21 protein-coding genes and 2 pseudogenes are annotated in these 25,925 nt (G+C 73.0%); 10 read left to right on the plus strand and 13 right to left on the minus strand.

What is annotated here, in order from left to right; translation table 11 throughout:
* Window positions 1-632 precede the first annotated feature (632 nt).
* The 6 genes from ABZ914_RS19735 to mtrA form a co-directional block, all read right to left on the minus strand.
* On the minus strand, window positions 633-1,364 hold the full coding sequence (locus tag ABZ914_RS19735) for a response regulator (protein ID WP_151538674.1): 732 nt from the start codon (window positions 1,362-1,364) through the stop codon (window positions 633-635).
* 388 nt (window positions 1,365-1,752) lie between these two features.
* Window positions 1,753-2,433 carry a ribosome hibernation-promoting factor, HPF/YfiA family gene (hpf, locus tag ABZ914_RS19740; protein ID WP_500194614.1) on the minus strand — a complete coding sequence of 227 codons (681 nt, stop codon included), beginning with the start codon at window positions 2,431-2,433 and terminating at the stop codon, window positions 1,753-1,755.
* Between the two features lie 785 nt (window positions 2,434-3,218).
* Window positions 3,219-4,070 (minus strand): ComF family protein, encoded by an 852-nt coding sequence (locus ABZ914_RS19745; protein WP_500194616.1) that lies wholly within the window; start codon window positions 4,068-4,070, stop codon window positions 3,219-3,221.
* Window positions 4,071-4,139: 69 nt separating this feature from the next.
* The gene (locus tag ABZ914_RS19750; protein ID WP_500194618.1) at window positions 4,140-5,960 is read right to left on the minus strand and encodes an LpqB family beta-propeller domain-containing protein; all 1,821 of its coding nucleotides are present in this window, start codon (window positions 5,958-5,960) and stop codon (window positions 4,140-4,142) included.
* Window positions 5,957-7,594, minus strand: a complete 1,638-nt coding sequence (gene mtrB, locus ABZ914_RS19755) for an MtrAB system histidine kinase MtrB (protein WP_190860122.1) — start codon at window positions 7,592-7,594, stop codon at window positions 5,957-5,959. The genes ABZ914_RS19750 and mtrB overlap by 4 nt, the downstream gene beginning before the upstream one ends.
* Before the next feature lie 91 nt (window positions 7,595-7,685).
* A complete protein-coding gene (gene mtrA / locus ABZ914_RS19760; protein ID WP_151538627.1) occupies window positions 7,686-8,363 on the minus strand; it encodes an MtrAB system response regulator MtrA in 678 nt (225 codons plus the stop codon).
* Window positions 8,364-8,799: 436 nt separating this feature from the next.
* On the opposite strand from mtrA, the gene ABZ914_RS19765 reads away from it, so the two are divergent.
* The 5 genes and pseudogenes from ABZ914_RS19765 (at window position 8,800) to ABZ914_RS19785 (ending at window position 14,226) form a co-directional block, all read left to right on the plus strand.
* Entirely contained in the window at window positions 8,800-9,930 is a 1,131-nt protein-coding gene (locus ABZ914_RS19765; protein ID WP_500194621.1) for a hypothetical protein, read from the plus strand.
* The gene (locus tag ABZ914_RS19770; protein WP_500194623.1) at window positions 9,930-10,613 is read left to right on the plus strand and encodes a DUF4129 domain-containing protein; all 684 of its coding nucleotides are present in this window, start codon (window positions 9,930-9,932) and stop codon (window positions 10,611-10,613) included. Before ABZ914_RS19765 ends, ABZ914_RS19770 begins: the two co-directional genes overlap by 1 nt.
* Before the next feature lie 110 nt (window positions 10,614-10,723).
* Window positions 10,724-11,236, plus strand: a pseudogene (locus ABZ914_RS19775) (DUF4350 domain-containing protein); the annotation flags it as partial.
* Between the two features lie 729 nt (window positions 11,237-11,965).
* Complete coding sequence (locus tag ABZ914_RS19780; RefSeq protein ID WP_500194643.1) at window positions 11,966-12,934, plus strand: AAA family ATPase; 969 nt, start codon at window positions 11,966-11,968, stop codon at window positions 12,932-12,934.
* A complete protein-coding gene (locus ABZ914_RS19785) occupies window positions 12,934-14,226 on the plus strand; it encodes a DUF58 domain-containing protein (protein ID WP_500194624.1) in 1,293 nt (430 codons plus the stop codon). Before ABZ914_RS19780 ends, ABZ914_RS19785 begins: the two co-directional genes overlap by 1 nt.
* Before the next feature lie 128 nt (window positions 14,227-14,354).
* Here ABZ914_RS19785 and ABZ914_RS19790 read toward each other — a convergent pair whose 3' ends face one another.
* Window positions 14,355-15,350 carry a stage II sporulation protein M gene (locus ABZ914_RS19790; RefSeq protein WP_190860132.1) on the minus strand — a complete coding sequence of 332 codons (996 nt, stop codon included), beginning with the start codon at window positions 15,348-15,350 and terminating at the stop codon, window positions 14,355-14,357.
* Between the two features lie 70 nt (window positions 15,351-15,420).
* Here ABZ914_RS19790 and ABZ914_RS19795 point away from each other — a divergent pair, with 70 nt between their 5' ends.
* Together ABZ914_RS19795 and ABZ914_RS19800 are read left to right on the plus strand one after the other, a co-directional pair.
* Window positions 15,421-16,602, plus strand: coding sequence for an RDD family protein (locus ABZ914_RS19795; protein WP_500194626.1), 1,182 nt, complete (start codon window positions 15,421-15,423; stop codon window positions 16,600-16,602).
* 153 nt (window positions 16,603-16,755) lie between these two features.
* Entirely contained in the window at window positions 16,756-18,177 is a 1,422-nt protein-coding gene (locus tag ABZ914_RS19800; protein WP_500194628.1) for a cellulase family glycosylhydrolase, read from the plus strand.
* A 46-nt stretch (window positions 18,178-18,223) separates the two neighbouring features.
* Here the strand turns inward: ABZ914_RS19800 and ABZ914_RS19805 are convergent, their stop codons facing one another.
* Window positions 18,224-19,474 carry an MFS transporter gene (locus tag ABZ914_RS19805; RefSeq protein WP_500194630.1) on the minus strand — a complete coding sequence of 417 codons (1,251 nt, stop codon included), beginning with the start codon at window positions 19,472-19,474 and terminating at the stop codon, window positions 18,224-18,226.
* A 102-nt stretch (window positions 19,475-19,576) separates the two neighbouring features.
* Here ABZ914_RS19805 and ABZ914_RS19810 point away from each other — a divergent pair, with 102 nt between their 5' ends.
* Window positions 19,577-20,452: a LysR family transcriptional regulator gene (locus tag ABZ914_RS19810; RefSeq protein WP_500194632.1), complete on the plus strand. Its 876-nt coding sequence runs from the start codon at window positions 19,577-19,579 to the stop codon at window positions 20,450-20,452.
* Between the two features lie 9 nt (window positions 20,453-20,461).
* Here ABZ914_RS19810 and ABZ914_RS19815 read toward each other — a convergent pair whose 3' ends face one another.
* The 3 genes from ABZ914_RS19815 to ahcY (ABZ914_RS19825) all read right to left on the minus strand — a co-directional run bounded on the left by ABZ914_RS19815 (window position 20,462) and on the right by ahcY (ABZ914_RS19825) (window position 23,799).
* Window positions 20,462-21,040 (minus strand): hypothetical protein, encoded by a 579-nt coding sequence (locus tag ABZ914_RS19815; RefSeq protein ID WP_500194634.1) that lies wholly within the window; start codon window positions 21,038-21,040, stop codon window positions 20,462-20,464.
* A 3-nt stretch (window positions 21,041-21,043) separates the two neighbouring features.
* Window positions 21,044-22,300: an adenosylhomocysteinase gene (ahcY, locus tag ABZ914_RS19820; protein ID WP_500194636.1), complete on the minus strand. Its 1,257-nt coding sequence runs from the start codon at window positions 22,298-22,300 to the stop codon at window positions 21,044-21,046.
* Between the two features lie 68 nt (window positions 22,301-22,368).
* The gene (ahcY, locus tag ABZ914_RS19825) at window positions 22,369-23,799 is read right to left on the minus strand and encodes an adenosylhomocysteinase (RefSeq protein ID WP_500194638.1); all 1,431 of its coding nucleotides are present in this window, start codon (window positions 23,797-23,799) and stop codon (window positions 22,369-22,371) included.
* 214 nt (window positions 23,800-24,013) lie between these two features.
* Here ahcY (ABZ914_RS19825) and ABZ914_RS19830 point away from each other — a divergent pair, with 214 nt between their 5' ends.
* Together ABZ914_RS19830 and ABZ914_RS19835 are read left to right on the plus strand one after the other, a co-directional pair.
* On the plus strand, window positions 24,014-24,403 hold the full coding sequence (locus tag ABZ914_RS19830; RefSeq protein ID WP_500194639.1) for a MerR family DNA-binding transcriptional regulator: 390 nt from the start codon (window positions 24,014-24,016) through the stop codon (window positions 24,401-24,403).
* Between the two features lie 72 nt (window positions 24,404-24,475).
* A complete protein-coding gene (locus tag ABZ914_RS19835) occupies window positions 24,476-24,910 on the plus strand; it encodes a hypothetical protein (RefSeq protein WP_500194641.1) in 435 nt (144 codons plus the stop codon).
* A gap of 24 nt (window positions 24,911-24,934) precedes the next feature.
* On the opposite strand, the gene ABZ914_RS19840 is transcribed toward ABZ914_RS19835, so the two are convergent.
* Together ABZ914_RS19840 and ABZ914_RS19845 are read right to left on the minus strand one after the other, a co-directional pair.
* The gene (locus ABZ914_RS19840) at window positions 24,935-25,606 is read right to left on the minus strand and encodes a response regulator (protein ID WP_190860153.1); all 672 of its coding nucleotides are present in this window, start codon (window positions 25,604-25,606) and stop codon (window positions 24,935-24,937) included.
* A 36-nt stretch (window positions 25,607-25,642) separates the two neighbouring features.
* A pseudogene (locus tag ABZ914_RS19845) lies at window positions 25,643-25,925 on the minus strand (hypothetical protein); the annotation flags it as partial.

Consider the following 25,925-nt stretch of genomic DNA (forward strand, 5'->3'; position numbering starts at 1 on the left):
CCCGGCACACCCCCCATCTCGTCTCGAGCTGCCCGCCCCCCACCTGTACACCCATCCCCCTCCCCCCTCCACTCGGCCGCGCCCCCACCAATCGCGGCGCCCGCAACTGGAGCCGCCGTGCTTCGTCCGCGCTGAGCTCTGCCTCGACCACGTCCGCGATGCTAGGCCACAACACCGACAAAACCACATTGCCGGTAACCCGACCCCGCCGCCAGCCCATTCCTGCAAGCCGCCCAAGCCGTCGGTGCCCACCCCCTCTCGGCCGGTGTGGCCGCCGGTCAGGTGACGAGGCGGCCCGCCGGTAGCCCACGCCGAATCGGGCGGCGTGGCCTTCCCAGTTAGCCGCGCCCCGTCGGTGACGCTGCCACCGGTCAAATGACCCGGCCCTCGCCGGGTAGGCCGCGCCGTGCCGGTGACGCTGCCGACGGTCAGATGACACGGCCCCCGCCGGTAGCTCACACCGAATCGGGTGGCATGGCCTTCCCGGTAGCCGCGCCCCGTCGGTGACGCTGCTACCGATCAGATGGCGCGGCCCCCGCCGGGAAAGCCACGCCGAATCGGTGGTGTGGCTTTCCCGGTGGCCGCGCCGTGTCGGTGGTGCGGCCACCGGTCGGGTGCTGCGGCGCCTCGGGTCAGGTGATCTCTAGGAGCTTCTCGCGGACGGCGTAGACGACCGCTTCCATGCGCGAGTGGAGCTGGAGCTTCTCCAAGATGTTGCGGACGTGGTTCTTCACCGTGTTCTCGGAGATGAACAGCTCCCGCGCGATCTCCCGGTTGCCGAGGCCGCGGGCGACGAGCCGGAGCACCTCCATCTCGCGCTCGGTGAGGCGGGGCGCGGGGACCTGCTGGGTGCGCTCCTCGCTCCGCTTGGCGAGCGAGGCGAACTCGGTGATCAGCTTGGACGCCATCGACGGGCTGATCAGCGACTGCCCGCCGTGCACCGCGCGGACCGCCTGCGGGACCTCGTCGATCGAGATCTCCTTGAGCAGGTAGCCGCTGGCCCCCGCCTTGATCGCTTCGAAGAGGTCCTCCTCCTCGTCGCTGATCGTCAGCATCACGATCTTGGCGCTGGGCGCGGCGTCCTTGATCGCCGTGCACGCCTCGATGCCGCTGCGGCGGGGCATCCGGATGTCCATCAGCACCACGTCGGGCAGCAGGTCGCCGGCCATCTCGACCGCCTCGTGGCCGTCGCCGCCCTCGCCGATGACCTCGATGTCGTCCTCGGCCTGCAGCACCATCTCCAGGCCTCTGCGGAACAGCGCGTGGTCGTCGACGATGAGCACGCGGATCGGGTCGGCCGCATCGCCCGGCCGCGCGGCCCGCCGCTCGGCGGGGGTGGCGGCGGCGCCGCCCTGCCGGGGCACCGTCACGGCTTCGCGAGCCTCGGGATTCTCGCTCACCTGAGTCGCGGCGTGGAGGAGACGCCGCTTCCCCCCTTCACTGTCAGTGATCTGAAACTACCGGAGGGTCGGGGCTCCAGGGTCGCCCCCCGGAGTTCTTCGCCGGGTCCGGGGTGGCCCCGGGACGAACGGGGTCGGGGCCGCGCCGGCGTGACACCGGCGGCGGCAACGCCCCTCAGCCCCTACGTTACGGGGTTTTCCGCCGTTCCCAGCGTCTCGCGGGGCCGACGTCTCCTGACAAAAATCCGGAACGCCGGCCGGCCCGGACGCCCCGCGTGGCCCCACGGGGTGCGCGGGCCGGCCGGCGCCGTACCGATTCCGGCGCCGTATGCGCGCCGCCGGGCGCCGTTCCTCACTCCTCGACGAGTCTGATCACTCCGTAGTCCCAGCCCCTCCGCCGGTAGACGACCGAGGGGTGCCCGGTGGCCTTGTCGCGGTAGAGGAAGAAGTCGTGTCCCACGAGCTCCATCTCGAAGAGCGCCTGCTCGATGCCCATCGGCTCGGCCTTGTGGAACTTCTCGCGGACGACGACGGGCCCGTCGCCCTCCATCGGGATCGGGACGATGCTCTCGTCCACCTGGGCCCCGGGCCCCGCGGCGCCGGTCTCCTCCTCGGCGACCGCCGTGGCCGTACGCGTGCCGCTGGACGCGGGCTCGGGCACGGGAGCGGTCAGCGGCGCCGGTTCGGGGAGCGGTTCCATCGTGGCGAGCTTGGCGCGGCCCTTGCCTCCGTGCGCCTTGCGGCGCCCGCAGTCGCGGCGCAGCCGCGACTCCAGCTTGTCGAGCGCCAGGTCGAGCGCGCCGTAGCGGTCGTCGGCGGCGGCCTCGGCCCGGATCACCGGGCCACGTGAGCGGATCGTGAGCTCCACTCGTTCGCGCTGGTCGGCGAGCCGCGGGTTGCGTTCCTCGGACACCTCCACATCCACGCGGATGACCTTCTGGTCGAGCCGCTCGATCTTGGTCAGTTTGCTGTCGACGTGCCGACGGAACCTGTCGTTGACCTCGGTGTGCCGGCCCCTCACGATGATGTCCACGCGGGACCCCCCTTCTCCCGGTTGCGATTCACGCCCGGTTCGGGACCCCTGTTGGCCCCGTACGGGCACCAGAGCACGGTGGGTCGCACCCGCCCGGCCGACCTGGTCTTCGTCCCCACATCCGCCTGCTGAGGGGCTCGCGGCGCTCTCGCCACTACTGCCCTTCTCCCGGTTCGGGGGATGTCGGATCCCTCGACGGGGCAGGACTTACCTCTAAGGCGCACCGTGATCGGTCGACGAGAAGTCGCCTTACGTGGGCCGTTTCGCCTGCGCCTGGCATCGGCTAGCCGGATCGTCTGCCGTGCTCCTGACGAGCACTGCGATCCGACGCAACCACGGACCCGGGCGGGTGCCATGTCAGGAACGCTAACCCCTTACGCCACGAATGTCAGGGGGGTGAGGCGAGGAAAAACTCACTGAACGTCATCGAGAGCCGCCGCTGCGCCGTCCCCAGGCCCGCCTCCGCCAGGCGCCGGAGGCCCCAGAGGCCCCTGGTGCCGGGCGGTTCGGGCGTTCGTGACCCGCAGGTCAGGCCCTCCTCTCCGCCGGGTGAGTTTGAGAAATCTCTACTCCCGTCATGAAGCGATGTGATCCGAATTACCCCTTCTGTCCGCCGAACGGCGCCCGGCGCCGCCTGAGGACGCGGCTACGTTAGGTAGCTAGCTGCCTTCCTAGCCCGCCGACGTGAAGAAAGTCACCGCCCGGACCGGGCACGGCCGTCACGATCATCGACCCCGCGCGGCGTCTCCCACGGCGGCGTCTCCCGCGCGGCGTCTCCGTCGCGATCACCATTCTCGGCGCAGCGGGGTCGCCGCTACGGTGGCCGCTGCGGCGACGTCGGCGCCCGCCTCCCGTAGTGCGCGTGCCGCCTCGGCCAGCGAGGCGCCGGTCGTGACCACGTCATCGACCAGGACGACCCGTCGTCCGGCGAGAGGGGCTCGCGCGACCGCCTCCAGCGCGCCGTTCAGGTTCTCCCGGCGCGCCTTCGCCCCGAGCCCGGCCTGGTCGGCGACCCGCCGGCACTGGCGCAGCCCGCCCAGCGCGACCACCGGGACGCCGCCCGCCCGCAACCGGTGCACGGCCACCGCCACGGCCTGCCTCATGGGATCGTGCCCGCGCCGCCGTGCCGCTCCCCGGCGCGATGGCACCCACACGATCGGAATCGGTTCCGTTGTCGAGGCTGCCGTCGTCGTCGCCGACGCTGCCGAGGTCGCAGAGGGTGTCGTGGCTTTCGAGGCACTGCGCGGCGGGTCTGGGCCGCGCGGCGGGCTCGGCTCGCCTGGCGAATCGGGCTGACGCAGCGGGGCTGGGCCGCGCGGCGGGTCGGGTTGGCGGAGCGGGCCGGGTGCCCGGGGGTCTGGTAGGGCCGCGTCCACCGCTCTGGCCAGGCCCTCGCCGAGCGGGGTGGCCAGGGCCGTCCTGCCGTGCTCCTTGTAGGCCGAGAAGATCTTCTGGACGGCGCCCTCGTAGGCGGCGACCGTCCACGGGGGCGGGACGCCCGGGGGCGCCGGACGCGCCGGACGGGCGGGCCCGTACAGCGGCGCGGCGCAGGAGCCGCAGAGCAGGCCGGGCTCGCCGCCGCAGCCCGCGCAGATCTCGGGCAGCAGGAAGTCGATCAGATCGCCGAGGAAGCTCATGACCTCGACGATGGCCGCCGGACCCGGCGGCCGGAAGCCCTCCGCCGAATTGTGGATAACCGCGCGGGCTCAGTGCGCGTAGCTGGGGTCCCGGGCCGCCGTCGGGCAGATCCACTGGCTGTACGAGGTGACGGGCGGGCGCTGGCGGCACACCTGGTCCTTGCCCGACGACCAGGTCCCGATCAGCACCGGGGACCCCGGGGCCGCGGCGATGGTGCGGGGCTCGCCGAGCGCGCCGACGCCCAGGGACGTGATGGCGCTTCCGCTCACGGGCATCAGGTACGGCAGCGTCTGGGAGTCGCGCTTGGCGCGGCCGAGGACGGCGAGGGTGTCGTAGTCGCGCCACGCCAGGTCGACGGCGTCCTGGAGTTCGGACGAGACGGGCAGGAACGACCCCACGTCCAAAGACCCGTCAGGGGCGGTGGCTATCCGGCCCATCTGGACCTCGGGGCGCCCGTCGATCCCGACGATGACGGCGGTACGGACACCGTCCCGCGCCACGCGGAACGCCAGCACCTGCCGTCCGCCGAGGCCCCAGTGGCCGGCCTTCACCGGCGCCTTGCCGGGACGGCGGACCCACAGCCACGACGCCTTACGGGTGCTCTCCACCGTCCACAGGGTGCCGTCACGGCTCCACGAGGGCGCGGTGAAGCGCGCGCCCTTGTGGGCGTTCAGCAGGACGTGAAGGGCCGGGCTGCCCGCGACGGGCCCCGCGGTGACGAGCTGGGTGCCGTCCGTGCTGAGCCCCGCCAGCTCCTGGTAGTTCGGTGATACGGCCGGGTGGGACAGCCGTCCGGCGGCGCCGGTGACGACGGGCTGTGCGCGGTCGCCCTGGAGGGTGCCGAGGAAGCCGGCGGTGCCGGCGACGTAGGCGGTCTGGCGGACCTGCTCGTCGGGGTCCTGGCCGTCCGGGGAGTTCCCGTCCCAGGAGTGGACGGACTGCGTGGCGTCGGAGCCCTGCGGCGTCACGGTCTCCCCGTCGATCTCCAGCCGCCAGCGCTTGATCTCCGAGAGCTGCCGCAGCGTCCAGCTGAGCTGGGCCGACATGCGCTCCACGTTGCCGCCGCGGGCGTCCTGGCTGAGGTCGACGATCGCGACGTCCTTGTCGATGCGGACGCTGCCGCCGCGCAGCCTGGTCCCCTTGGGGAACGCGCTCTGCACGGCCCCGTTGAGCCAGGACGTGGGGCCGGACAGGAGCGCCTGGACGAGCTGGGTGGGGAGCGTCTCGCGGTCCACCACCGGCAGGAAGATGCCGTTGGGGACGAGGGTGTGCTCGTCAGGGGCGAAGAAGTACAGGTTGACGGTGCGCATGGCGCGCTCGACGTCGTCCTTGGTGAGGAACAGGCCGGCCTTGTCGTTGCCGGGGAGCCCGGTGATGCGCCAGACGCCCTGTTGGGTCTTGGCCAGTTGGAAGTCGGCTTCGACGCTCTTGGGCGCGGCGGTGTACTGGCCGTCGGAGTCGATCGTGCCGAGCTGGTCGCCGGTGACGTGCACGGTGGCCTGGTTCGCGGACGTCTGGTCCACGTGGGAGTCGACCGTGCGGCTCGACAGGACGTCCACGTACGGCCTGAGGCCGGGGTCCCAGGCGTTGGGGGTGCTCAGGTACTCCTTGGCGACCTTGTGGCCGTCGTCGAAGCTCGCGGAGGCGGTGAGGAAGCCGGAGACGAGCTGGGTGGGCCCCCAGTCGGGCTGGGGGCTGACGGGGATGAGGCGGACGTACGGGTCGTCCACGCGTTCGGCCTTCTCGGCGGGCTTGCCGGTGACGACCTGGCCGCCCGTGGGCACGTTGGCGCATCCGGCCGCGCACAGGACGAGCACGGCCGCGACGGCGACGGCGGGCCGCATCCGCCTGGTCTGGAGGCGCCGCGCCGGGCGGCGGTCGCCGGTCAATCCCCCGCCTCCAGTTCGGCGAAGAGGGGGCGCGCGTCGCCGGCCCCGGGCGGGACGAGCGGGAGGGGCGATCCGCGCAGTTCGGCTCCGGCGACGCGGGGCAGCGACAGGCGGAACTGGGAGCCGACGCCGGGTTCTCCCCACGCCTGCAGCCATCCGCCGTGCAGCTGCGCGTCCTCGCGCGAGATGGACAGCCCGAGCCCCGTGCCGCCGGTAGTGCGCGCGCGGGCGGGATCCGCGCGCCAGAAGCGGTCGAAGACCATCTGTCCCTCCCCCGGTTTGAGGCCGACGCCGTGGTCCCGCACGGCGACGGCGACGGCGTCGCGGTCGGCGGCCACCGACACCACGATGTCCTCGCCCTCGCCGTGCTCGACGGCGTTGACGACGAGGTTGCGCAGGATGCGCTCGACCCTGCGCCGGTCCACTTCGGCCATGCAGGGCTCGCCGGGGAGCTGCAGGACGACCTTGCTGCCCTTGCGCTCGGCGAGCCCCTGGATGTCGCCGACGACGCGCAGGACCAGATCGCGCATGTCGAGCGATTCCGCGTCGAGCGTGGCGGCGCCGGCGTCGTGGCGGCTGATCTCCAGCAGGTCGGCCAGCAGCGACTCGAACCGTTCGAGCTGGCTCTGCAGGAGCTCCGCGGACCGCCCCACGGCGGGGTCGTCGAAGGTGTCGCGGTTCTCGTAGAGCATGTCGGCCGCGATCCTGATCGTGGTCAGGGGCGTGCGCAGCTCATGGGAGACGTCGGAGACGAACTGGCGCTGCAGCTGCGACAGGTCCTCCAGTTCGCCGATCTTCTCCTGGAGGTTGGCGGCCATGTCGTTGAAGGAGCGGGCCAGGCGCGCCAGATCGTCCTCCCCGCGCACGCGCATGCGCTCTTCGAGCCGTCCTGCGGCGAGCCTCTGCGCCCCCTGCGCGGCCAGGCGCACCGGGATGACGACCTGGCGTGTCACCAGTGAGGCGATGGCGGCCAGGAGGAGCACCAGGACGACGCCCACGCCGACCATGGAGCGGCTGACGTTGGTGAGGGTCTTCTGCTCCTGCTCCAAGGGGAACAGGTAGTACAGCTCGAACTGGCCGGACTTGCCGCCCACGATGAGGCCGCGTTCGGACGGGTGCCCTCCGACATAGGTGAGCTTGCCGTAGGTGTAGGCGCGCGCTCCGGCGGGAGCATGCTTCAGCTCGTCCCGGAGACGCTTGGGGACGCTCTCCTTACGGAGCTCGTTGGTGGCGTACCCGTCGAAGTACTCGGCGGTGGTGTCGCGTATGTACACCTCGTACAGGCCGGACGGGCCGCTGCGCGCCTTGAGGCGGTTCACCACGGCGTTGAGGCGGCTGCCGTCCTCGGCGGCCGGCGACGTGCTGTTGCCCAGGTCCCGCTGGACCTGCGCCAGGCCCTCGTCCAGCTGGAGGCGGGCCGCCTTGACCTTGCCGTCCATGAGCGCGGTCGACACCTGCTGCATGAGGAACACGCCCAGGATGGCCACCACGATCGCCGAAATGAACAGCGTCGAGGTGACCACCCGTACCTGGATGGAGCGGCGCCACCGCATGTACGCGCGGCTGGCCGTTCCGCGCAGGACGCGCCGCAGCGCCAGCAGGCCGCGCCGCGCGAACCGCTTCGCCCTCGACATGTCGGCCTTCACGAGGGGTCCTGGGGGCGGGGCGGTGTGGCGGTCATCGGCGTGCCGTTCCGGCTGTCACGAGGGGCGCGGGACCGGGGGGTCAGGCGGGCCCGGCCTTGTAGCCGACGCCGCGCACGGTGACGACGATCTCGGGCCGCTCCGGGTCCTTCTCGATCTTGGCGCGGAGCCGCTGGACGTGGACGTTGACCAGGCGGGTGTCGGCGGCGTGCCGGTACCCCCAGACCTGCTCCAGCAGGACCTCGCGGGTGAACACCTGGCGGGGCTTGCGGGCCAGTGCGACGAGCAGGTCGAACTCCAGCGGGGTCAGCGGGATGTGGCGGTCGGCGCGCTTCACCGAGTGCCCCGCCACGTCGATGGTGATGTCCCCTATCTGCAGGGTCTCGGGAGCGGGCTCGTCGGTGCGGCGCAGGCGCGCGCGCACACGGGCGACCAGTTCCTTGGGCTTGAACGGCTTGACGATGTAGTCGTCGGCGCCCGATTCGAGGCCGAGGACGACGTCGACGGTGTCGCTCTTGGCGGTCAGCATGACGATCGGCACACCGGACTCGGCGCGGATCTGCCGGCAGACGTCGATGCCGTCGGCGCCCGGCAGCATCAGGTCCAGCAGCACCAGGTCGGGCCGGGTCTCCCGGAACGCCTCGAGCGCCTTGTCGCCGTCGTGGACGAACGACGGCTCGAAGCCCTCGCCCCTCAGCACGATGCCGAGCATCTCGGCGAGCGCGAGATCGTCGTCGACGACCAGTACACGTCCTCTCATGGCCCTCATCGTCACAAAGTCGGGGTTCGGTGGAGTGGGGTGAGACGCTCCGGCCCCACCTCGCCAGGGAGAGATATGCCTTGGCGTGCCAGGTTACCTGCGTTTGCCTCGTACATGACTCCTCCATGCGTCCGGTGGCCGGCCCCTGACGCGCGCCAGGGCGTGACATGGCAGTAGGCCCGCCTTATGCGCGCCTTATGCGTCACCCCATACAAGGGCGGGATTGTAAACGGGACTCCCGAAACACATGCCAGGTTGTCCGGGATCGGAAGCTTTCGTCCCTGTGCGCGCCCGTCAGGGCGCAGATCGGCACCGACCGGGCCCGTGTCGGCATATGCGGCGGCTCGCCCGTGACAGGATGACCTGACCGGCGGCCGCGGCCACCATGGGCCGTCCACGCCGGGACACCCCCCGCCGAAGATCGCAGGGAGCCGACATGCCGGGACCGGACGGCTGGGACGACGACGCGGACGCCGACGTCCCGTTCCGCCCCATGTCCATCTCGGAGATGCTGGACGGGTCGATCGCCGGGATCCGACGCCGGCCCCGCACGGCCCTCGGCGTCGCCCTGGCGTTCAGCGCGGTGACCCAGGTGGCGAGTTCCGTCGCCGCCTACTTCTTCATCGGCAACGAGGCGCGCGACGAGGTCACGCCCGGGGTCCTGCTGCGGTCGTTCGGGGCGCAGATGACCCTCGCCGTCATGGGGCTGGTGCTGTCGGCCTACGGGATCCTGGTCTTGTCGGGGCTGCTCGCGCCGATCCTGGGGCGCGAACTGGTGGGGCTGCCCATCGCGCCCAGGCAGGCGTGGCGCGACGCACGGCCGCGGCTGGGCCGGCTCGCCGGAACGGCGGCCGTGGTGCTGCTGGTGCCGCTCGCCGCGATGGTGGCGCCGATCATTCCGTTCATCCTGCTGGTGGCGTCCGGTGCGCATCCTGCGCTGGGCGTACTGGCGGCGGTCATCGGTTTCCCCGTCGGCATAGCGCTGATGGTGTGGTCGTACATCCTGCTGGTGCTGGCCGTACCGGCGGTGGTGCTGGAGCGTACGACCGTCGTCGGCGCGCTCAGGCGGGCCCGGGTGCTGTCCAAGGGCCGGTGGTTCCGCACGTGCGGGACGCTCCTGCTGGCGATCCTCATCACGGTGTTCATGGGGTTCTTCGCTCTGCGGATCCCGTTCCTGGTCATCCAGCTGATCTTCTTCGGGCTCGGCTCGGACGGCGGCTCGACGGTCGGCGCGCTGGCGGTCGACACGGCGGGCCGGATCATCAGCTGGGCGGTGGTGCTGCCGTTCGACGCCGGCGTCATCGCGTTGCTCTATATGGACCGCCGTATGCGCCGTGAGGGTCTCGACCTCGACCTGCGTACGCGGGGACGGTCCGCCGCCGCGGTGGCGGCGGCCGGATCCGGCCGTGACGGCAGTGGCGCTAGTGGCGGTAGTGACGGCGACGGAGATGGCGAGGGGAACGGCCGGGCGGACGGCGACGACGGGGAGGGCTTCATCGACCTGTGGCGGCCCCGCCGTGTAGGGGCCTGGCAGGGAACCGGAACGGAAGCGGGGGCGCGCCGGTGATGCTCGACCCGATCGGCCGCGACGAGGCCCGCGACATGGCGCGCCGTGAGCTGGACAAGCAGATCTACCAGCGGGACAAGCCGTCCTGGCTGGAGCGTGTGTGGGAACGCTTCTCCGACTGGCTCCAGAAACTGTTCAGCCACGCCTCCCATCCGAACGCGCACGGCAGCGGCGGCGGATGGGTCTCCATAGTCGTCATCGTGGTGATCGCACTGGTGGCGGTCGGCCTGGTCGTGTGGCTCATGTGGGGCCGCCGGAACCCGCGTTCCAGGAAGGACCCGCTCCTGGAGGACAAGCCGTCGACCGCTCTCGACCACCGGGAGGCCGCGGAACGGCTCGCGGCCGAGGGGCAGTGGGCCGAGGCCATCCGGGAGAGGCTCCGCGCCATCGCCCGCGACCTGGAGGAGCGCGCGGTGCTCGCCCCGCGGCCCGGCCGGACGGCGGACGAGCTGGCGGCGGAGGCGGGCGAGGCCGTGCCCGAGCTGGCGGACGCGCTGCGCGCCGGCGTACGGGTGTTCGACGACGTCTGGTACGGCGACCGTCCCGGCACGGCCGAGCGGTACGCGCAGGTCAAGGAGCTCGACGAGCGGCTGCGCGCGGCGCGTCCGAAGCCGCTGGAGTCCGACGGCCTCACGCCCGCGGGCGTCGGCGCCGACGATCCGGACGGAGGCCAGCGATGGTGATCCAGTCGCCGGCGCGCGCGCAGGAGGCGGGCAGCGGCGAGGCGTCCGCCCGGCAGGTCGCCGGGCGCCGCTGGCGGTCGGCGCGCGGCGTGGTGGCGGCGCTGCTCGCTATGGCGGTGATCGCGGTCATCCTGGCCGCGCTGCGCCCGTCCGGCTCGCCCGAACGGCTCGACCCCACCTCCCCCAAGAGGGACGGCTCGCGCGCGCTCGCGGAGATCCTCAAGCAGCACGGGACGCCCGTCGCGGTGGCGAGGCACGCCGCTCAGGCCGTCGACCAGTCCGGCCCCGGCACCGTCATGGTGGTCACGCGGAGCGAGCGGCTCACCGAGAACGACATCGATCGCATGCGGGGCGCGCAAGGGGCGCTGCTGCTGGTCGAGCCCACGGCGCCGGTGCTGGAGGCCCTCGCGCCCGGCGTCGAGATCGAGAACACCAGCTTCGCCGGCACGGGCGACCCCGGATGCCCGCTGCCCGCCGCCACGCTGGCGGGCGCGGTGACGTTCGGCCAGTCGCAGACCTACGCCGTGTCCGGCAACGCCGTCACCTGCTACGAGGTGGACCACGAGGCACGCCTCGTGCAGGTGCAGGACGGTCCGAGGACCGTCACCGTGCTGGGCTCCAGCACGCCGCTCACCAACCAGCACCTCGCGGAGGAGGGCGACGCGGCGCTGCTGATGAACCTCGCGGGGGCGGGCCAGTCCGTGGTGTGGCTGGCCCCCGACCTCCCCACCGAGGGCGCCGGCGCGGGGCAGGAGTCGCTCACCGACCTGCTGCCGTTCGGCGTCAAGCTGTTCTTCCTGGAGCTGATCGTCGCCGTCGTCCTGGTGGCGCTGTGGCGGGGGCGGCGGCTCGGCCCGGTGGTGGCCGAGGCGCTGCCCGTGGTCGTGGGCGCCGCGGGGTGCGGCGGGGGGGGCGGGGGGGGGGGCGCGGGGGGGCGGCCGGGTGGGGGCCGGGGGGCCGCCGGGGCTGCTCGGCGCGGGGGCCGGGGGGCCGGGGCGCGCGCCCGTGACCCGGCCGCCCCGCCCCCGGGACCGGGCCGCGGACGCGCTGCGCTCCGGCGCCCGCGAGCGCATCGTCCCGCTCCTCGGCCTGCCGCGCACCAGCGCGCAGGACCCCGCGGCCGCGCAGGAGATCGTCGCGGCCGTGGCCCGCCGGACCGACCGCGGCGAGGAGTACGTCGGCGCGGCCCTGTACGGTCCCGAACCCGTGGACGACGCCGGGCTGATCGCCCTCACCTCCGTCCTCGACGACCTGGAAAGGCAGGTACGCCAGTCGTGAACCACCCTGTTGACCTCGGGAAGGACGACGCGCCCGGCCCGGTGCCGGGCGACGCCCCGCCGGGCGCCGGGGGCATGTCCGAGGAGACCCTGCGGCAGGCCGAGACCGCCCGCGCGGCGCTCGCGGCCCTGCGCGGCGAGGTGGCCAAGACGGTCGTCGGCCAGGACTCGGTGGTGACGGGGCTCGTCATCGCGCTGATGTGCCGCGGCCACGTGCTGCTGGAGGGCGTCCCCGGAACCGCCAAGACGCTGCTCATCAAGACGCTGTCGCGGGCCCTCGACCTCGACTTCAAGCGCGTCCAGTTCACCCCCGACCTGATGCCGGGCGACGTGACCGGGTCCCTGGTGTACGACAACCGGACCGCGGAGTTCGAGTTCCGCGAGGGCCCGGTCTTCACCAACCTGCTGCTCGCCGACGAGATCAACCGCACCCCGCCGAAGACGCAGGCGTCGCTGCTGGAGGCGATGGAGGAGCGGCAGGTCTCGGTGGAGGGGACGGCCCGCGCCCTGCCGGACCCGTTCGTGGTGTGCGCGACGCAGAACCCGATCGAGTACGAGGGCACGTACCCGCTGCCCGAGGCGCAGCTCGACCGGTTCCTGGTGAAGCTGACCGTGCCCGTCCCCACCCGGGACGAGGAGATCAGGATGCTGCAGCGGCACGCCGCGGGGTTCGACCCCCGCGACCTGTCGGAGGTGAAGGCCGTGGCGGGCGCCGCGGAACTGGCCGCCGGGCGCGCCGCGGTCCGGGCGGTGCACCTGGACCCGAAGGTCGCCGCGTACGTCGTGGACCTGTGCCGCGCCACGCGCCAGTCCCCGTCGCTCCAGCTGGGCGTCTCCCCGCGCGGCGCCACCGCGCTGCTGGCCACCTCGCGCGCGTGGGCGTGGCTGTCCGGCCGCGACTACGTGACGCCGGACGACGTGAAGGCGCTGGCCCGCCCGACGCTCCGGCACCGCGTGCAGCTGCGCCCCGAGGCGGAGCTCGAGGGCGCGACGGCCGACGGGGTGCTGGAGGGCATCCTCGCCCACGTCCCCGCCCCGCGCTGATGGCGCTCACTGGACGCCTGGGGCTGCTGGCGCTGCTCGGCGCGGTCGCACCGGTTCTGCTGCCGAGCTGGTGGACGCTCCTCGCGGTGTGGGGCGTCCTGCTGCTCGGCGTCGTGGTGGACCTCGCCCTGGCCGGCAACGTGCGGGCGCTGCGCTTCCACAGGTCGGGCGACACCAACGTCCGTCTCGGCGAGACGGCCCAGGTGGCGCTGATCGTGGAGAACCTCGGCCGGCGCCGACTCAAGGCGCGGCTGAGGGACGTGTGGCCGCCCAGCGCGGCCGCCGCGCCCCGGACGGTGCGCGTGGACGTCCCGGCCGGGGAGCGCCGCCGCGTCGACATGACGCTGACGCCGACGAGGCGCGGCGACCGCCGCGCCGTGACCGTCGTGGTCCGGTCGGTGGGGCCGCTGGGGCTGGCCGCCCGGCAGCTGTCGCGGCCCGCGCCCTGGACGGTGCGCGCGCTGCCCGCGTTCCCGTCGCGCCGCCACCTGCCCGCGAAGCTGGCGCGCCTGCGGGAGCTGACGGGCGCGCACGTCGCGCTCATCCGCGGCCAGGGGACCGAGTTCGACTCGCTGCGCGAGTACGTCGACGGCGACGACGTCCGCTCGATCGACTGGCGGGCCACCGCGCGGCGCGCGGACGTGGTGGTCCGGACGTGGCGTCCCGAGCGCGACCGCCGGATCTACCTGGTGCTGGACACGGGCCGCACGTCCGCGGGCCGGGTCGGGGACATCCCGCGCCTGGACTGCTCCATGGACGCGGCGCTCCTCCTGGGCGCCCTGGCGTCCCGCGCCGGGGACCGCGTCGACATGCTCGCCTACGACCGGCGCGTCCGTACGCGCGTCGAGGGCGCGTCCCGTACCGACCTGCTGCCCGCGATGGTGCACGCGATGGCCCCGCTGGAGCCGGAGCTGCTGGAGTTCGACGCGGCGGGGATGGTGTCGACGCTGATGTCGCGGGTCCGGCAGCGGTGCCTGGTCGTCCTGCTGACCGAGCTGAACACCGCGGCGATCGAGGAGGGGCTGCTGCCGCTGCTGCCCCGGCTGACGGCCCGCCACCTGGTCATGATCGCCGCCGTGGCGGATCCGCGGGTCGGCGAGATGGCCGCCGGGCGGGGCGATCTCGCGGCGGTGTACGACGCGGCGGCCGCGGAGCGGGCGCGGGCCGAGCGGCGCCGGCTCACCGCCGAGCTCCGCGCGCACGGCGTCGAGGTCGTGGACGCGCCGCCCCAGGACATCGCTCCCGCCCTCGCGGACGCCTACCTCGCCCTCAAGGCCGCCGGACGCCTCTGAACGGCTCAGCGGCCCGCTCAGCGACGCCTGGACGGACGCGGAAGGCCGCGCGTCACCCGGAGTGACGGGCGGCGGCACCGATCGATGGTGGTTCGCCGGGTATGAGTGGGACCCGCGCCGCGCGCCGGTCAGCCCGCGACCGGGACGAGATCGGGACGCAGCTCCGCGTCCCCGGTCTCGCCCTGCCGGGTGGCGCGGCGGCCCAGCACGATCACGTAGCCAAGGAACGCGGCCTCGGCGACGACGCCGATCGCGATGCGCAGCCACGTGACGTGCACCCAGCCGGTAACGAAGCCCTCGATCAGCCCGGACACCAGCAGCACGCCGACGAGGCCGATCGCGATGCTGATCGCGGCGCGCCCCTCCTCGGCGAGCGCCTGGCCGCGGCGGCGGCGCCCCGGGTCCACGACCGTCCAGCCGAGCTTCAGGCCCCCCGCGCACGCGAGGTAGACCGCGGTCAGCTCCAGCAGGCCGTGCGGCAGGATCAGCCCGAAGAACACGTCGCCCTTGCCGTAGGCGAACATCAGCCCGCCCGTGACGCCGAGGTTGATCTGGTTCATCAGCAGCACGTACACGGTCGGGATGCCCAGCAGGATGCCGAAGATGAGGGCGATCGCCGACACCCACGCGTTGTTCGTCCACACCTTGAAGGCGAACGACGCGGCGGAGTGCTCGGTGTAGTAGTTCGCGAAGTCGTGCTCGACCAGGTCGCGGATCTCGTTGGGGGTGCCGATGCTCGACTGCACGTGCGGGCTGTGCACGATCCAGATCGCCAGGGCCAGCGCCAGCAGGTTGCCGAGGACCGCGTTGCCCAGCCACCACCACCGCATCCGGTAGGCGGCGGCGGGGAACGACACCGTCGCGAACCGCGTGACGTCCCGCCACATCGGCGCGTGGGCGCCCGCGACCGCGGCCCGGCCGCGCGCCACCAGCGACGACAGCCGCCCCACGAGCTCCGGGTCCGGCGAGCTCGACCGGACGACGGACAGGTGCGTGGCCGTCCGCTGGTACAGCTCGACCAGCTCGTCGGCCTCCACGCCGGTCAGCCTGCGGCCGCGGTTGATGAGATGCTCAAGCCGTAGCCAGTCGGCGTTGTGCGCGGCCACATAGGCGTCGACGTCCACCCGGGGAGACTAACGCCTCGCCCCGCGAAGGCGGCAAAATGGACCGGCCCCGGCATTGGAGGATCAGGACATGGCCGAACTCGTCACCGGCGAGGCCGTCGCGCTCGACATCCGGGTCGCGCGGCTGGCCAGCCGGGGCTGTGCCCTGCTGCTGGACCTGCTGTTCCAGCTCATCCTGCTGAACCTCGCCGTCTACGTGACGGGCCTGACGGCCCTGGTCGCGGACGACGCGTGGACCGTCGGGCTCTCCCTGGTCGCGGTCGTCGCCGTGCTGGTCGGCTACCCGTGCGCGTTCGAGACCCTGTCGCGGGGCCGGACGCTCGGGAAGATGGCCCTCCGGATCCGGGTCGTGGCCGACGACGGCGGACCGATCAGGTTCCGGCAGGCGCTCGTTCGCGCGCTCGCCGGCTTCATCGAGTTCTGGACGCTCTACGGCGCGCCCGCCCTGATCACCTCGTTCTGCAACCGGCGCGGGAAGCGCCTCGGAGACCTGTTCGCCGGGACGATCGTCATCCAGGAGCGGATCCCGTCCGGCCGCCTCGGCCCCGTCGCCGTCATGCCCCCTCAGCTCGCCTGGTGGGCGCGGTCGCTGGAGATCTCCATGCTCTCGGACGAGCTGGCGATGACGGCCCGCCAGTACCTGTCGCGGTTCTGGGAGCTGCTGCCGGAAGTACGGGACTCCCTGGGGCAGCGCATAGCCGCGCAGGTCGTTGACGTGATCAGCCCTCCGCCGCCGCCGGGCGTGCGCCCGGAGATCCTGCTGTCCGCCGTGCTCGCGGAGCGCCGCCAGCGGGAGGAATGGCGGCTGGCCCAGCGGCGCGCGCGCCGCTTGCGGCGCACCGGGCAGGCGGGCTGGGCGCAGGCTCCCGCTCCCGGCACGGCCCCCGTTCCCGGCCCTGTTCCCGTCCCGGCGATGGCCATGGCCGGAACAGGCCAGCCTCCTCCGCCCGGCTGGCAGGGGCCGCCGGCGGGCCCGCAGCCGCAGCCCGGCCCTCATCCGGCCGGCCCGTACCCGGGCGGCCCCTATCCGACCGGCTCCTACCCGACCGGCCCCTACCCAGCCGGCCCCTACCCGGCAGGCCCTTATCCGACGGGCGCGTACCCGACGGGCGCGTACCCGACCGGGGGTCACCCGGCCGGTGGCCGTCCGGCCGGGCCCTACCCGGGCGGCCCGTATCCGCCCGCGCCCTACCCGGTGCAAGGCATGCCGCCCGCGCCGTACCCCAACGGCGGCGTGCACCCGGGCCGTTAGCCGGACGGGCGTCGAAGGCCCACCGACCAGCGGCCGAAGCACCGCCTTGTCATCAACCGCCGTAAGCCGGTGTTGTTGTTGTGTACTTCTACGACTTCCCCAGGACCTCCCCGCCTCCTAATATCCGAACAAATTTCACGTTCAGGAGGCGGGATGCGCGTCCGCAGTGCCCTCGGCCGGATCACCCTGACCACCGCGCTGGCCCTCGCCGGGACCGCGGGGACCGCGGCGGCCGGAGCCCCCGCGCACGCGGACGCCGCGCCGCCGCCCACCATCACCGACGACCAGGGCCGCACGCTGATCCTGCACGGCCTCAACACCGCCAGCAGCGCCAAGGGCGACAGCGGCCTTCCCTGGATCGGCCGGGACGACGTGGTCCGCGAGGCCCGCGAGATGGGCACCGACTCCGTCCGGTACCTGATCCTCTGGAGGAACATCGAGCCGAAGCCGGGCCAGTACGACGACGCCTATCTCGACGAGGTCGCCAAGCGGGTGGCCTGGTACCGCGAGCAGGGGATGCACGTCATCCTGGACATGCACCAGGACATCTACGGCCCCGACGCGTGCAAGGGCGCCGGTGACGGCGCTCCCGCCTGGGCCACGATCACCGACGGGCTGCCCTGCACGCCCCAGGACCCGTGGGTGCTCACCTACCTCCAGCCCGCGATCCTGCGCGCGTACGACAACTTCTGGAACAACACCGGGAAGCACCCGGAGCTGATGCAGCGGTACACGGCGATGTGGCAGCACGTGGCGAAGCGCTTCGCCAAGGACCCCGCCGTCCTGGGCTACGACCTGATGAACGAGCCGTTCGGCGGGACCCGCCAGTTCGGCTTCTTCGAAGGCCCCATCCTGACCCCCTTCTACCAGCGGATCGTCGACGCCATCCGGAAGGTCGACCGGGACAACTGGGTGTTCGTGGAGCCGGAGGCCCTCGGCTCCAACGAAGGCGCGGAATCCTCCATCGCACCCGTCAAGGACCCGCGCCCAGGGACGCCGCGCATCGTCCTGGCGCCGCACTTCTACCCGGGCGGGGTGGACCTGGGCGGCGCCTACAGCGGCGCTACGAAACTCCTCATCCAGGCGCAGTTCGCGCTGTGGAAGCGCAACATGCCCGCTGCGGCGCGCCGCCTGAACGCCCCGATGTGGCTCGGTGAGGTCGGCGGCATGGGGCAGGACGCCCCCGGTGCGGCGGACTTCACCGGCGACTGGCTCTCCATGGCGGACGACCTGGGCATCGGCTGGTCCTACTGGTCCAACGACCCGGGGTCCACGGGCGTGACCGACGGGAAGGGCAATCCGACGCTCTTCACCAAGCTGTTGGCCCGCCCCTATGCCAGGGCCATAGCGGGCACCCCGGTGAAGATGTCGTACTCCTCGCCGACGCTCACGGTCTCCTGGCGGAACAAGGCCGGCGTGTCCGGCCCCACGGAGATCTGGTTCCCGTCCACCCCGAAGGTCACGTCGACCGATCCGGCCGGGAAGTGGCGGACGGCCTGGGACGCGAGCCGCCACGTCCTGTCGGTGTGGGCCGACCCCAATACCGCGTCCCACACCGTCACCGTCACGCAGTAGCCCTCGACCGGCCTATGGACCCGCATAAGCCCCGCCCCACGCCGGGTCAGCGGCCGGCATGGTGCGGAGCGCGGTCGGACTCCGCGTCCCCCTCGGACGTCCCGTGCCGTTCGAGCCGGAGGAGCGCGGCCAGCGCCGCCAGCGCGAGCACCGCGACGACCGCGGTGAACGCCACGGCGGCGTCGCGCAGGCCGAACGCCTGGGCGGCGACTCCGACAAGAATCACCGGCAGGGAGATGCCGGCGTAGGCGGTGAGGAAGAAGCTCGACACCGTCTGGGAGCGCTGGGCGGCCGGGGTGCCCGCGGTGATGGCGGCGAGCCCGGCGCGGAAGCCCAGGCTCTGCCCCAGGCCGACCACGACGGTCCCGACGACGAGCAGCGGGAGGGACTCGGCCAGGAGCGCACCGGCTATGGCGGCGAGCCCCGCCACGAGCACTCCGCACCCCGTGGGCAGCGCGATCCGCTCCGGCACCTTGGCGAACAGCACCTGCCCGGCCGTGGACGCGCCGAACATGGCGAACACCACGACGCCCGTGAGGGCCCGGTCGGGGCGGTGCAGCACGGTGGCGAGGATCCCCGGGACGACGGCCGTGACGAGGCCGAAGACCGCGAACGCGGAGAACGCGGCGACGGCGGCGGGCACGAACACCGGCCGCACCTCGGGCGGCACCGCGGGCCGCTGCGCCCGGGGCCACGTGACCCGCGGCTCGCGGATGGTCTCGGGCGCCACCAGCACGGCCACCAGCGCCAACGCGAGCACGGCGAGGTCCACGGCGAACGGCAGCTCCAGCGGATGCGGCGCGTACTCGGCGAGGAGCCCGGCGACCAGCGGGCCGCTGCCGAGCCCGAACATGTTGACGGCCGCCGCGAGCAGCGCCGCCGCGCCGCGGCGTTCCGGCCGGACGAGTTCGACCAGCGTGACCGTCCCGGTCGCGGTGACGACACCCGCCGAAAGGCCCGACAGCACCCGCGCCGCCAGCAGGACCGGGACGTCGCCGGCCACCAGGTACACCACGGCGGCGACCATCGAGACCGCCACGCCCGCCAGCATCATGCGGCGGCGGCCGAGCGCGTCCGAGGACCGCCCGAACAGCAGCGCGAAGATCACGCCGGCCGCGTAGACGGCGAAGACGACGGTCGTGACGAGGCTGCCGAAGCCGAGCTGTCGCTGGTAGATGGGGTACAGCGGCGTGGCGAGCGTGGTGCCGAGCATGACGGCCCAGAAGGCGTACGCCATGCACGCCGGGCCGGCCGCCCTCCGCAGGTCACGCAGCGACCTGTCCCCCCGAATCCCCATCAATGCACTCCTTCCATCCCGAACACCCTTCCCAGGGTGGCGGCGCGAACCATCATCGGTCCAACACATAATTTCGATGCTCACCATCGGTAAGGTCGATCCATGGAGCTGCGCCAGCTGGAGCACTTCGTCGCCGTCGCCGAGGAACTGCACTTCACCCGTGCCGCCGCCCGCGTCCACGTCGTGCAGTCCAGCCTGTCCAGCTCGATCGGCGCCCTCGAACGCGAACTCGGCGCCCGGCTGTTCACCCGCACCAACCGCCGCGTCGAGCTGACCGAGGCGGGCCGCGCGCTGCTGCCGTCCGCGCGCCGCGCGCTGGCCGCCGCGGAGAGCGGCCGCGACGCCGTCGCCGGGGTCCGCGGGCTGCTGCGCGGCCGGCTGACCATCGGCGCGATCCAGATGCTCGGCGTCCTCGACCTGCCCGCGCTGCTCGCCCGCTACCGGCGCCGCCACCCCGGCGTGACCCTCCGACTGCGGCACGCGGGCGCGCCCGCCCTCGCCCGAGAGACCGCCGCCGGACGGCTCGACCTCGCGTTCGTCGACCACGCGACCGGCGACGCGCGGCTCACCGAGCACCCGCTCGGCGGCGACCGGCTCGTCCTCGCCGTCCCCCGGACGGACCCGCTGGCCGCGCGCGGCGCGATCCGCCTCGCCGACCCCGCGCTCGCCGCCCGCGACTTCGTCGAGTACCGCGCGGACTCGGCGCTGCGCGCCCAGATCGACGCCGCCTGCGCCGCCGCCGGGCTGCGCCGCAGGGTCGCCGCGGAGGTCGACACCATCCAGTACCTGGTGGAGCTCGTCGGTCACGGGCTGGGCGTGTCGCTGCTGCCGCCCCAGGCCCTGCGGAACGCGGCGGACCGCATCGCCGCCGTCCCGACCGATCCGCCGCTGCACCGCGACCTCGTCGCCGTCACCCTCGCCGGGCGCCCCCTGCCGCCCGCCGTGGGCGCCCTGCTGGCGCTCCTTCCGGACCAGTAGCGCGAGGGGTCAGGCAAGGAGGTTCGGCGGCGACTCCAGGTCGGTGAGCTCCACGCCCGGAGCCGCCACGGCGACGTCACCGGCCAGATACAGGAACTCCACCTCGCCCGTCGACAGATCGGTGATCTCGTACTCCGTCACGGGCAGCGGCTCGGTCTCGGTCTCGTAGGAGGACGTCGCGCCCCGGCGCCACCGCCACAGCACCGTCAGCGCCGACAGCGACGTCCCGCTCAACCGGACGAGACGGACATCGGTCGCGGCGCCCTCGTCCAGCTCAAGGGAACGCGCCACCGCGACGAGGAACCCCGGCGAACCGGACACGAAGCCCGACGCCCGCTCCCCGTGCTCGGTGCCCGACTCCCCCGCCGCGCGCACCCACGCCAGCTCGGGCCCGGTCAGCCCGCCCCGCAGCCACCACCCGGGGGTGACGAGCTCGACGCGGATCTGCCGCCAGCGCGCGTCCACGACGAGGTCCAGGCGGACGCCGTCGTCCCGGCGGGACGTGTAGCGCCAGCCGCCGGGCCCGGGAGCGCACTGGAAGCGCTCCTCGATCCCCTCGTCGACGTGCAGGTACGTCCCGGACGGCACGGGTCAGGACCCGATGCGCCAGGAGTGCAGGTAGTCCTCCTGGTCCGGGGTGAGCAGGTCGATGGAGATGGCCATGGACGCCAGCTTCAGCCGCGCCACCTCCGTGTCGATCTCCTTGGGGACGTCGTGGACGGCGGCGGGCAGCGACGCGTGCGCCGTCGCGAGCCACGCGCACGTGAGGGCCTGGTCGGCGAAGGACATGTCCATCACCGCGGCGGGATGGCCCTCGGCGGCCGCCAGGTTGACCAGGCGCCCCTCGGCCAGCAGGACCAGGCGGCGGCCGTCGGCCAGGACGTACTCGTCCGTCTGCGGGCGCACGCCGTGGTGGACGGCGACCGCCATCTCCTCCAGCGCGCGCACGTCGATCTCGACGTCGAAGTGGCCGGAGTTGGCGAGGATCGCGCCGTCCTTCATCAGCGCGAGGTGCTCGGCGTTCACCACGTCGCGGTTGCCGGTGACGGTGATGAACACGTCGCCTTCCACCGCCGCCTCGGCCATCGGCTGCACGGCGAAGCCCTGCAGCGCCGCGTCCAGCGCCTTCACCGGGTCGATCTCGGTGATGACGACACGGGCGCCCAGGCCCCGCGCGCGCTCGGCGAGGCCCCGCCCGCAGTAGCCGAAGCCCGCGATGACCACCGTCTTGCCCGCCAGAAGCGTGTTGGTGGCGCGGATGATGCCGTCCAGCGTCGACTGCCCGGTCCCGTACCGGTTGTCGAACATGTGCTTCGTATCGGTGTCGTTCACCGCGACCATGGGGAACCGGAGGGCGCCCTCACGGGCCATCTGGTGCAGGCGTATGACGCCCGTCGTCGTCTGCTCGCACCCGGCCTTCACCGTGGGCAGCAGATCGGTGCGGTCGGTGTGCAGCGTGTTGACGAGGTCGCAGCCGTCGTCCAGCACAAGGTCGGGACCCGTCTCCAGCGCCTGGTGGATGTGCGCGTAATAGCCCTCACGGTCGATGCCCGCGCGCGCGAAGACCTCCGTGCCGTCCTCCTGCACGAGCGCGGCGGCCGTGTCGTCCTGCGTGGACAGCGGGTTGGACGACGCGAGCGCCACGCTCGCCCCACCCGCCTGCAGGGTCCGGATCAGGCAGGCCGTCTCCGTCGTGATGTGCATGCACGCCGCGATCCGCAGGCCGTCCAAAGGACGCTCCTTGGCGAACCGCTCCCGGATCTGCCGCAGCACCGGCATGCTCCGGTCGGCCCACTCGATCCGCTTGACGCCCTCGTACGCCAGCGACACGTCCGCGATATCGCTCATCCGTCCCCCTCAAGGCACAAACCGCCGCACGGCCTTGGGCCGTGCGGCGGTCCGAACGCTACAGGCGATCAGTAGCGGTAGTGGTCCGGCTTGTACGGGCCCTCGACGTGGACGCCGATGTAGGCGGCCTGCTCCTTGGTGAGCGTGGTCAGCTTGACGCCGAGCGCGTCCAGGTGGAGGCGGGCGACCTTCTCGTCCAGGTGCTTCGGCAGCACGTACACGCCGACCGGGTACTCCTCGGTCTTGGTGAACAGCTCGATCTGCGCGATGACCTGGTTGGTGAACGAGTTGGACATGACGAACGACGGGTGGCCGGTGGCGCAGCCGAGGTTCATCAGCCGGCCCTCGGCCAGCACGATGATCGAGTGGCCGTCCGCGAACCGCCACTCGTGCACCTGCGGCTTGATCTCGATCTTCTCGATGCCGTCGGTCTTGGCGAGCCCGGCCATGTCGATCTCGTTGTCGAAGTGGCCGATGTTGGAGACGATCGCCTGGTGCTTCATCCGGGCCATGTGGTCGGCGCGGATGATGTTGAAGTTGCCGGTGGTGGTCACGAAGATGTCGGCGATCTCGACGACGTCCTCCAGGGTGGTGACCTGGAAGCCGTCCATCGCGGCCTGCAGCGCGCAGATCGGGTCGATCTCGGTGACGATGACGCGCGCGCCCTGGCCCTTGAGCGCCTCGGCGCAGCCCTTGCCGACGTCGCCGTAGCCGCACACCACGGCGACCTTGCCGCCGATCAGCACGTCGGTGGCGCGGTTGAGGCCGTCGATGACCGAGTGCCGGCAGCCGTACTTGTTGTCGAACTTCGACTTGGTGACCGAGTCGTTGACGTTGATCGCCGGGAAGGCGAGGGTGCCGGCCTTCGCCATCTCGTACAGGCGGTGGACGCCGGTGGTGGTCTCCTCGGTGACGCCCTTGATGCCGGCGGCGGTCTCGGTCCAGCGGCCCGGCTTCTCGGCGATGGTGCGGCGGAGGGTGTCGAGGATGATCCCCCACTCCTCCGGGTCGTCCTCGGTCGCCTGCGGGACGGCGCCCGCCTTCTCGTACTCGGCGCCCTTGTGGACGAGCAGGGTCGCGTCGCCGCCGTCGTCCAGGATCATGTTCGGGCCGGAGCCGTCCGGCCACTGGAGGGCCTGGTCGGTGCACCACCAGTACTCTTCGAGCGTCTCGCCCTTCCAGGCGAACACCGGGACGCCCTTCGGGTCCTCGGCCGTGCCGTCCTTGCCGACGACGATCGCGGCGGCGGCGTGGTCCTGGGTGGAGAAGATGTTGCAGGACACCCAGCGGACGTCGGCGCCGAGCTCCACCAGCGTCTCGATCAGCACGGCCGTCTGGATCGTCATGTGCAGCGAGCCCATGATCTTGGCGCCGCGCAGCGGCTTGGCGGCGGAGTACTCCTCGCGCACCGCCATCAGGCCCGGCATCTCGTGCTCGGCGAGCCGGATCTCCCGCCGGCCGAAGTCCGCCAGCGAAAGGTCGGCGACCTTGTAGTCCATGCTTTCGTTGCTCCTTGTCTGCTTTCTCGCAGCAGGGTCCGCTTTGCAGCAGGTCCGCTCGCGCGCGGCAGGTCCACTTGTGCCCGCGGGTCGCGTCGTTCGTCCGCGAGGACCGGCCCCGCGGGCCGGCCGACCCGGCCGAGTCTACGGGCGGGGACGGTCCGGAGGCACGGTCGGGGGCGCATTTCTGACACGAATTTGTCAGAATCGACGCATGCGCATCACGGAGGCCGCCCGGCGGCTCGGCACCTCGCCCCGCATGCTCCGCTACCGGGAGACGCTCGGGCTGCTCCCCGCGACCCGCGACCCCGCACCGGCCGGCACCGGCACCGGCGCCGGACGGAACGGCGGTACCGGGCGAGGCGGCGGGCACCGGCGGTTCGGCGACGCGGAGCTGCGCGCCGTCGCGCTCGCGCTGGCGCTGGAGAAGCGCTACGACATCGGGCCCGCCGAGCTGGCGTTCGGGCTCCGCGTGCTCGCCGAGCCGCAGGTACAGGCACACGTCCGGGAGCTCGGCGAGCGCATCGGCCGGCTGTCCGCGCCGCCCGCGCGGGCGTTGGACTTCGAGAAGGAGAAGGCGCTGCGGCTGCTGCGCCGCCGGTAGCGGGCGGGCCGGCGGGCGCCGTTCCGTCCGCCGCGGCCACTACCATCCCGCTGGACGGACGGGAGGCGGCGCGTGAAGAACTGGCTCTACGGGGTGCTCGGCCTCGTGCTCGGCATCGGCCTGTTCGTGGGTGGCCTGTCGTCGATGCCGGGCGGCACGGTCAAGTGCGGCGAGCGCGTGATGTCGCCGGGCGACACCTGCACGACGCTCCGGAAGGGGCGCGCCACCCACCGGTCCTACGACGAGCAGAAGTCCAAGGACGGCCGCGAGGCGGTCATCATGATGATCGTCGGGCCGCTGCTGGCGGTCGGCTGCGGCGTGCTCTTCCTCGGCCCGGCCGTCATGCGCCGCCGCAAGAGCACGACGCCCGCGGCAGGCTCCGCGTACCCGCCGCACCCGGGCGCCGCCCAGCCGCCGCCACCGCCGCCTCCGGGCGCCCGGGCCTCCGACCTCCCGCCTCCGGGCGCCCGGCCGTACGGCCCACCGGGCCCGTACCCGCCCGCCTGAGGCGACGGGGCTGGCGGCCGCTGATCAGGTCGCGTTCTCGCCCGGGACGACGACGCCGGACTCGTAGGCGAGCATGACGGCCTGGGCCCGGTCGCGCAGGCCCAGCTTGGTGAAGACCCGGGCCACGTGCGTCTTGACCGTGTGCTCGCTGACGACGAGGCGGGCGGCGATCTCGGCGTTGGACAGCCCGCCCGCGATCAGCACGAGCACCTCGCTCTCCCGGGCCGTCAGCGTGGACAGCTCCGACGGCGCCTGCGGACGGCTCCGCCGCTGCTTGGTGAACTCCCGGATCAGCCGCCCGGTGACCTGCGGCGCCAGCAGCGAGTCGCCGCGCGCGACGACCCGGACCGCGGAGACCAGCTCGTCGGCGGTCGCGTCCTTGAGCAGGAAGCCGGACGCGCCGACCGCGAGCGCCTCGTAGACGTACTCGTCCACGTCGAAGGTGGTGAGCACGAGGACGCGGACGCCCTCGGAGCCGGGCTGCGCGAGGATCCGGCGGGTGGCCTCGATGCCGTCCATCCCGGGCATCCGGATGTCCATGACGACGACGTCGGGACGTCCCCGCTCGGCGAGCGCGACCGCCTGCCGCCCGTCGCCGGCCTCGCCGACGACGGTGATGTCCTCCTGCGCGTCGAGCAGGGCGGCGAACCCGGCGCGGACGATGGTCTGGTCGTCCGCCACCAGCACCCGGATCACCGGCGGGGCCCCGTTCCGGTGCGGGCGAGAGCGCGGTCAGCGGCGGCCGGGGGGCGCCTCGGAACCGTGTCCACTGGTGGAATTCCCCTCCCTCGTCAGCGGAAGCTCGGCCTCCACCAGGAACCCGCCGTCGGTCGCGGGGCCGGCGGAGAACCGTCCGCCCAGCATGGTCGCACGTTCCCGCATGCCGACGAGACCGTGTCCGCCGCCCGGCCCGCCGCCGGGGGCGGCGGGCGGGGGGCGCGGGGCCGCCACCCGGGTGGGGCAGTTGGGGAGATGGGGGTGGTGGGGGAGTGTGTGGGAATTAATGTGTATTTTG

This window comes from Spirillospora sp. NPDC046719 (assembly GCF_040645715.1).
Lineage (GTDB): Bacteria > Actinomycetota > Actinomycetes > Streptosporangiales > Streptosporangiaceae > Spirillospora.

What these genes read in the sequence shown, in the direction of transcription:
- ABZ914_RS19745 (WP_500194616.1), bottom strand. Translation starts at nt 4,070, where the DNA reads ATGAGCTTCCTCGGCGATCTGATCGACTTCCTGCTGCCCGAGATCTGC.
- mtrB (WP_190860122.1), bottom strand. Translation starts at nt 7,594, where the DNA reads ATGTCGAGGGCGAAGCGGTTCGCGCGGCGCGGCCTGCTGGCGCTGCGG.
- mtrA (WP_151538627.1), bottom strand. Translation starts at nt 8,363, where the DNA reads ATGAGAGGACGTGTACTGGTCGTCGACGACGATCTCGCGCTCGCCGAG.
- ABZ914_RS19765 (WP_500194621.1), top strand. Translation starts at nt 8,800, where the DNA reads ATGCCGGGACCGGACGGCTGGGACGACGACGCGGACGCCGACGTCCCG.
- ABZ914_RS19770 (WP_500194623.1), top strand. Translation starts at nt 9,930, where the DNA reads ATGCTCGACCCGATCGGCCGCGACGAGGCCCGCGACATGGCGCGCCGT.
- ABZ914_RS19780 (WP_500194643.1), top strand. Translation starts at nt 11,966, where the DNA reads ATGTCCGAGGAGACCCTGCGGCAGGCCGAGACCGCCCGCGCGGCGCTC.
- ABZ914_RS19785 (WP_500194624.1), top strand. Translation starts at nt 12,934, where the DNA reads ATGGCGCTCACTGGACGCCTGGGGCTGCTGGCGCTGCTCGGCGCGGTC.
- ABZ914_RS19795 (WP_500194626.1), top strand. Translation starts at nt 15,421, where the DNA reads ATGGCCGAACTCGTCACCGGCGAGGCCGTCGCGCTCGACATCCGGGTC.
- ABZ914_RS19800 (WP_500194628.1), top strand. Translation starts at nt 16,756, where the DNA reads ATGCGCGTCCGCAGTGCCCTCGGCCGGATCACCCTGACCACCGCGCTG.
- ABZ914_RS19805 (WP_500194630.1), bottom strand. Translation starts at nt 19,474, where the DNA reads ATGGGGATTCGGGGGGACAGGTCGCTGCGTGACCTGCGGAGGGCGGCC.
- ABZ914_RS19810 (WP_500194632.1), top strand. Translation starts at nt 19,577, where the DNA reads ATGGAGCTGCGCCAGCTGGAGCACTTCGTCGCCGTCGCCGAGGAACTG.
- ahcY (WP_500194636.1), bottom strand. Translation starts at nt 22,300, where the DNA reads ATGAGCGATATCGCGGACGTGTCGCTGGCGTACGAGGGCGTCAAGCGG.
- ahcY (WP_500194638.1), bottom strand. Translation starts at nt 23,799, where the DNA reads ATGGACTACAAGGTCGCCGACCTTTCGCTGGCGGACTTCGGCCGGCGG.
- ABZ914_RS19830 (WP_500194639.1), top strand. Translation starts at nt 24,014, where the DNA reads ATGCGCATCACGGAGGCCGCCCGGCGGCTCGGCACCTCGCCCCGCATG.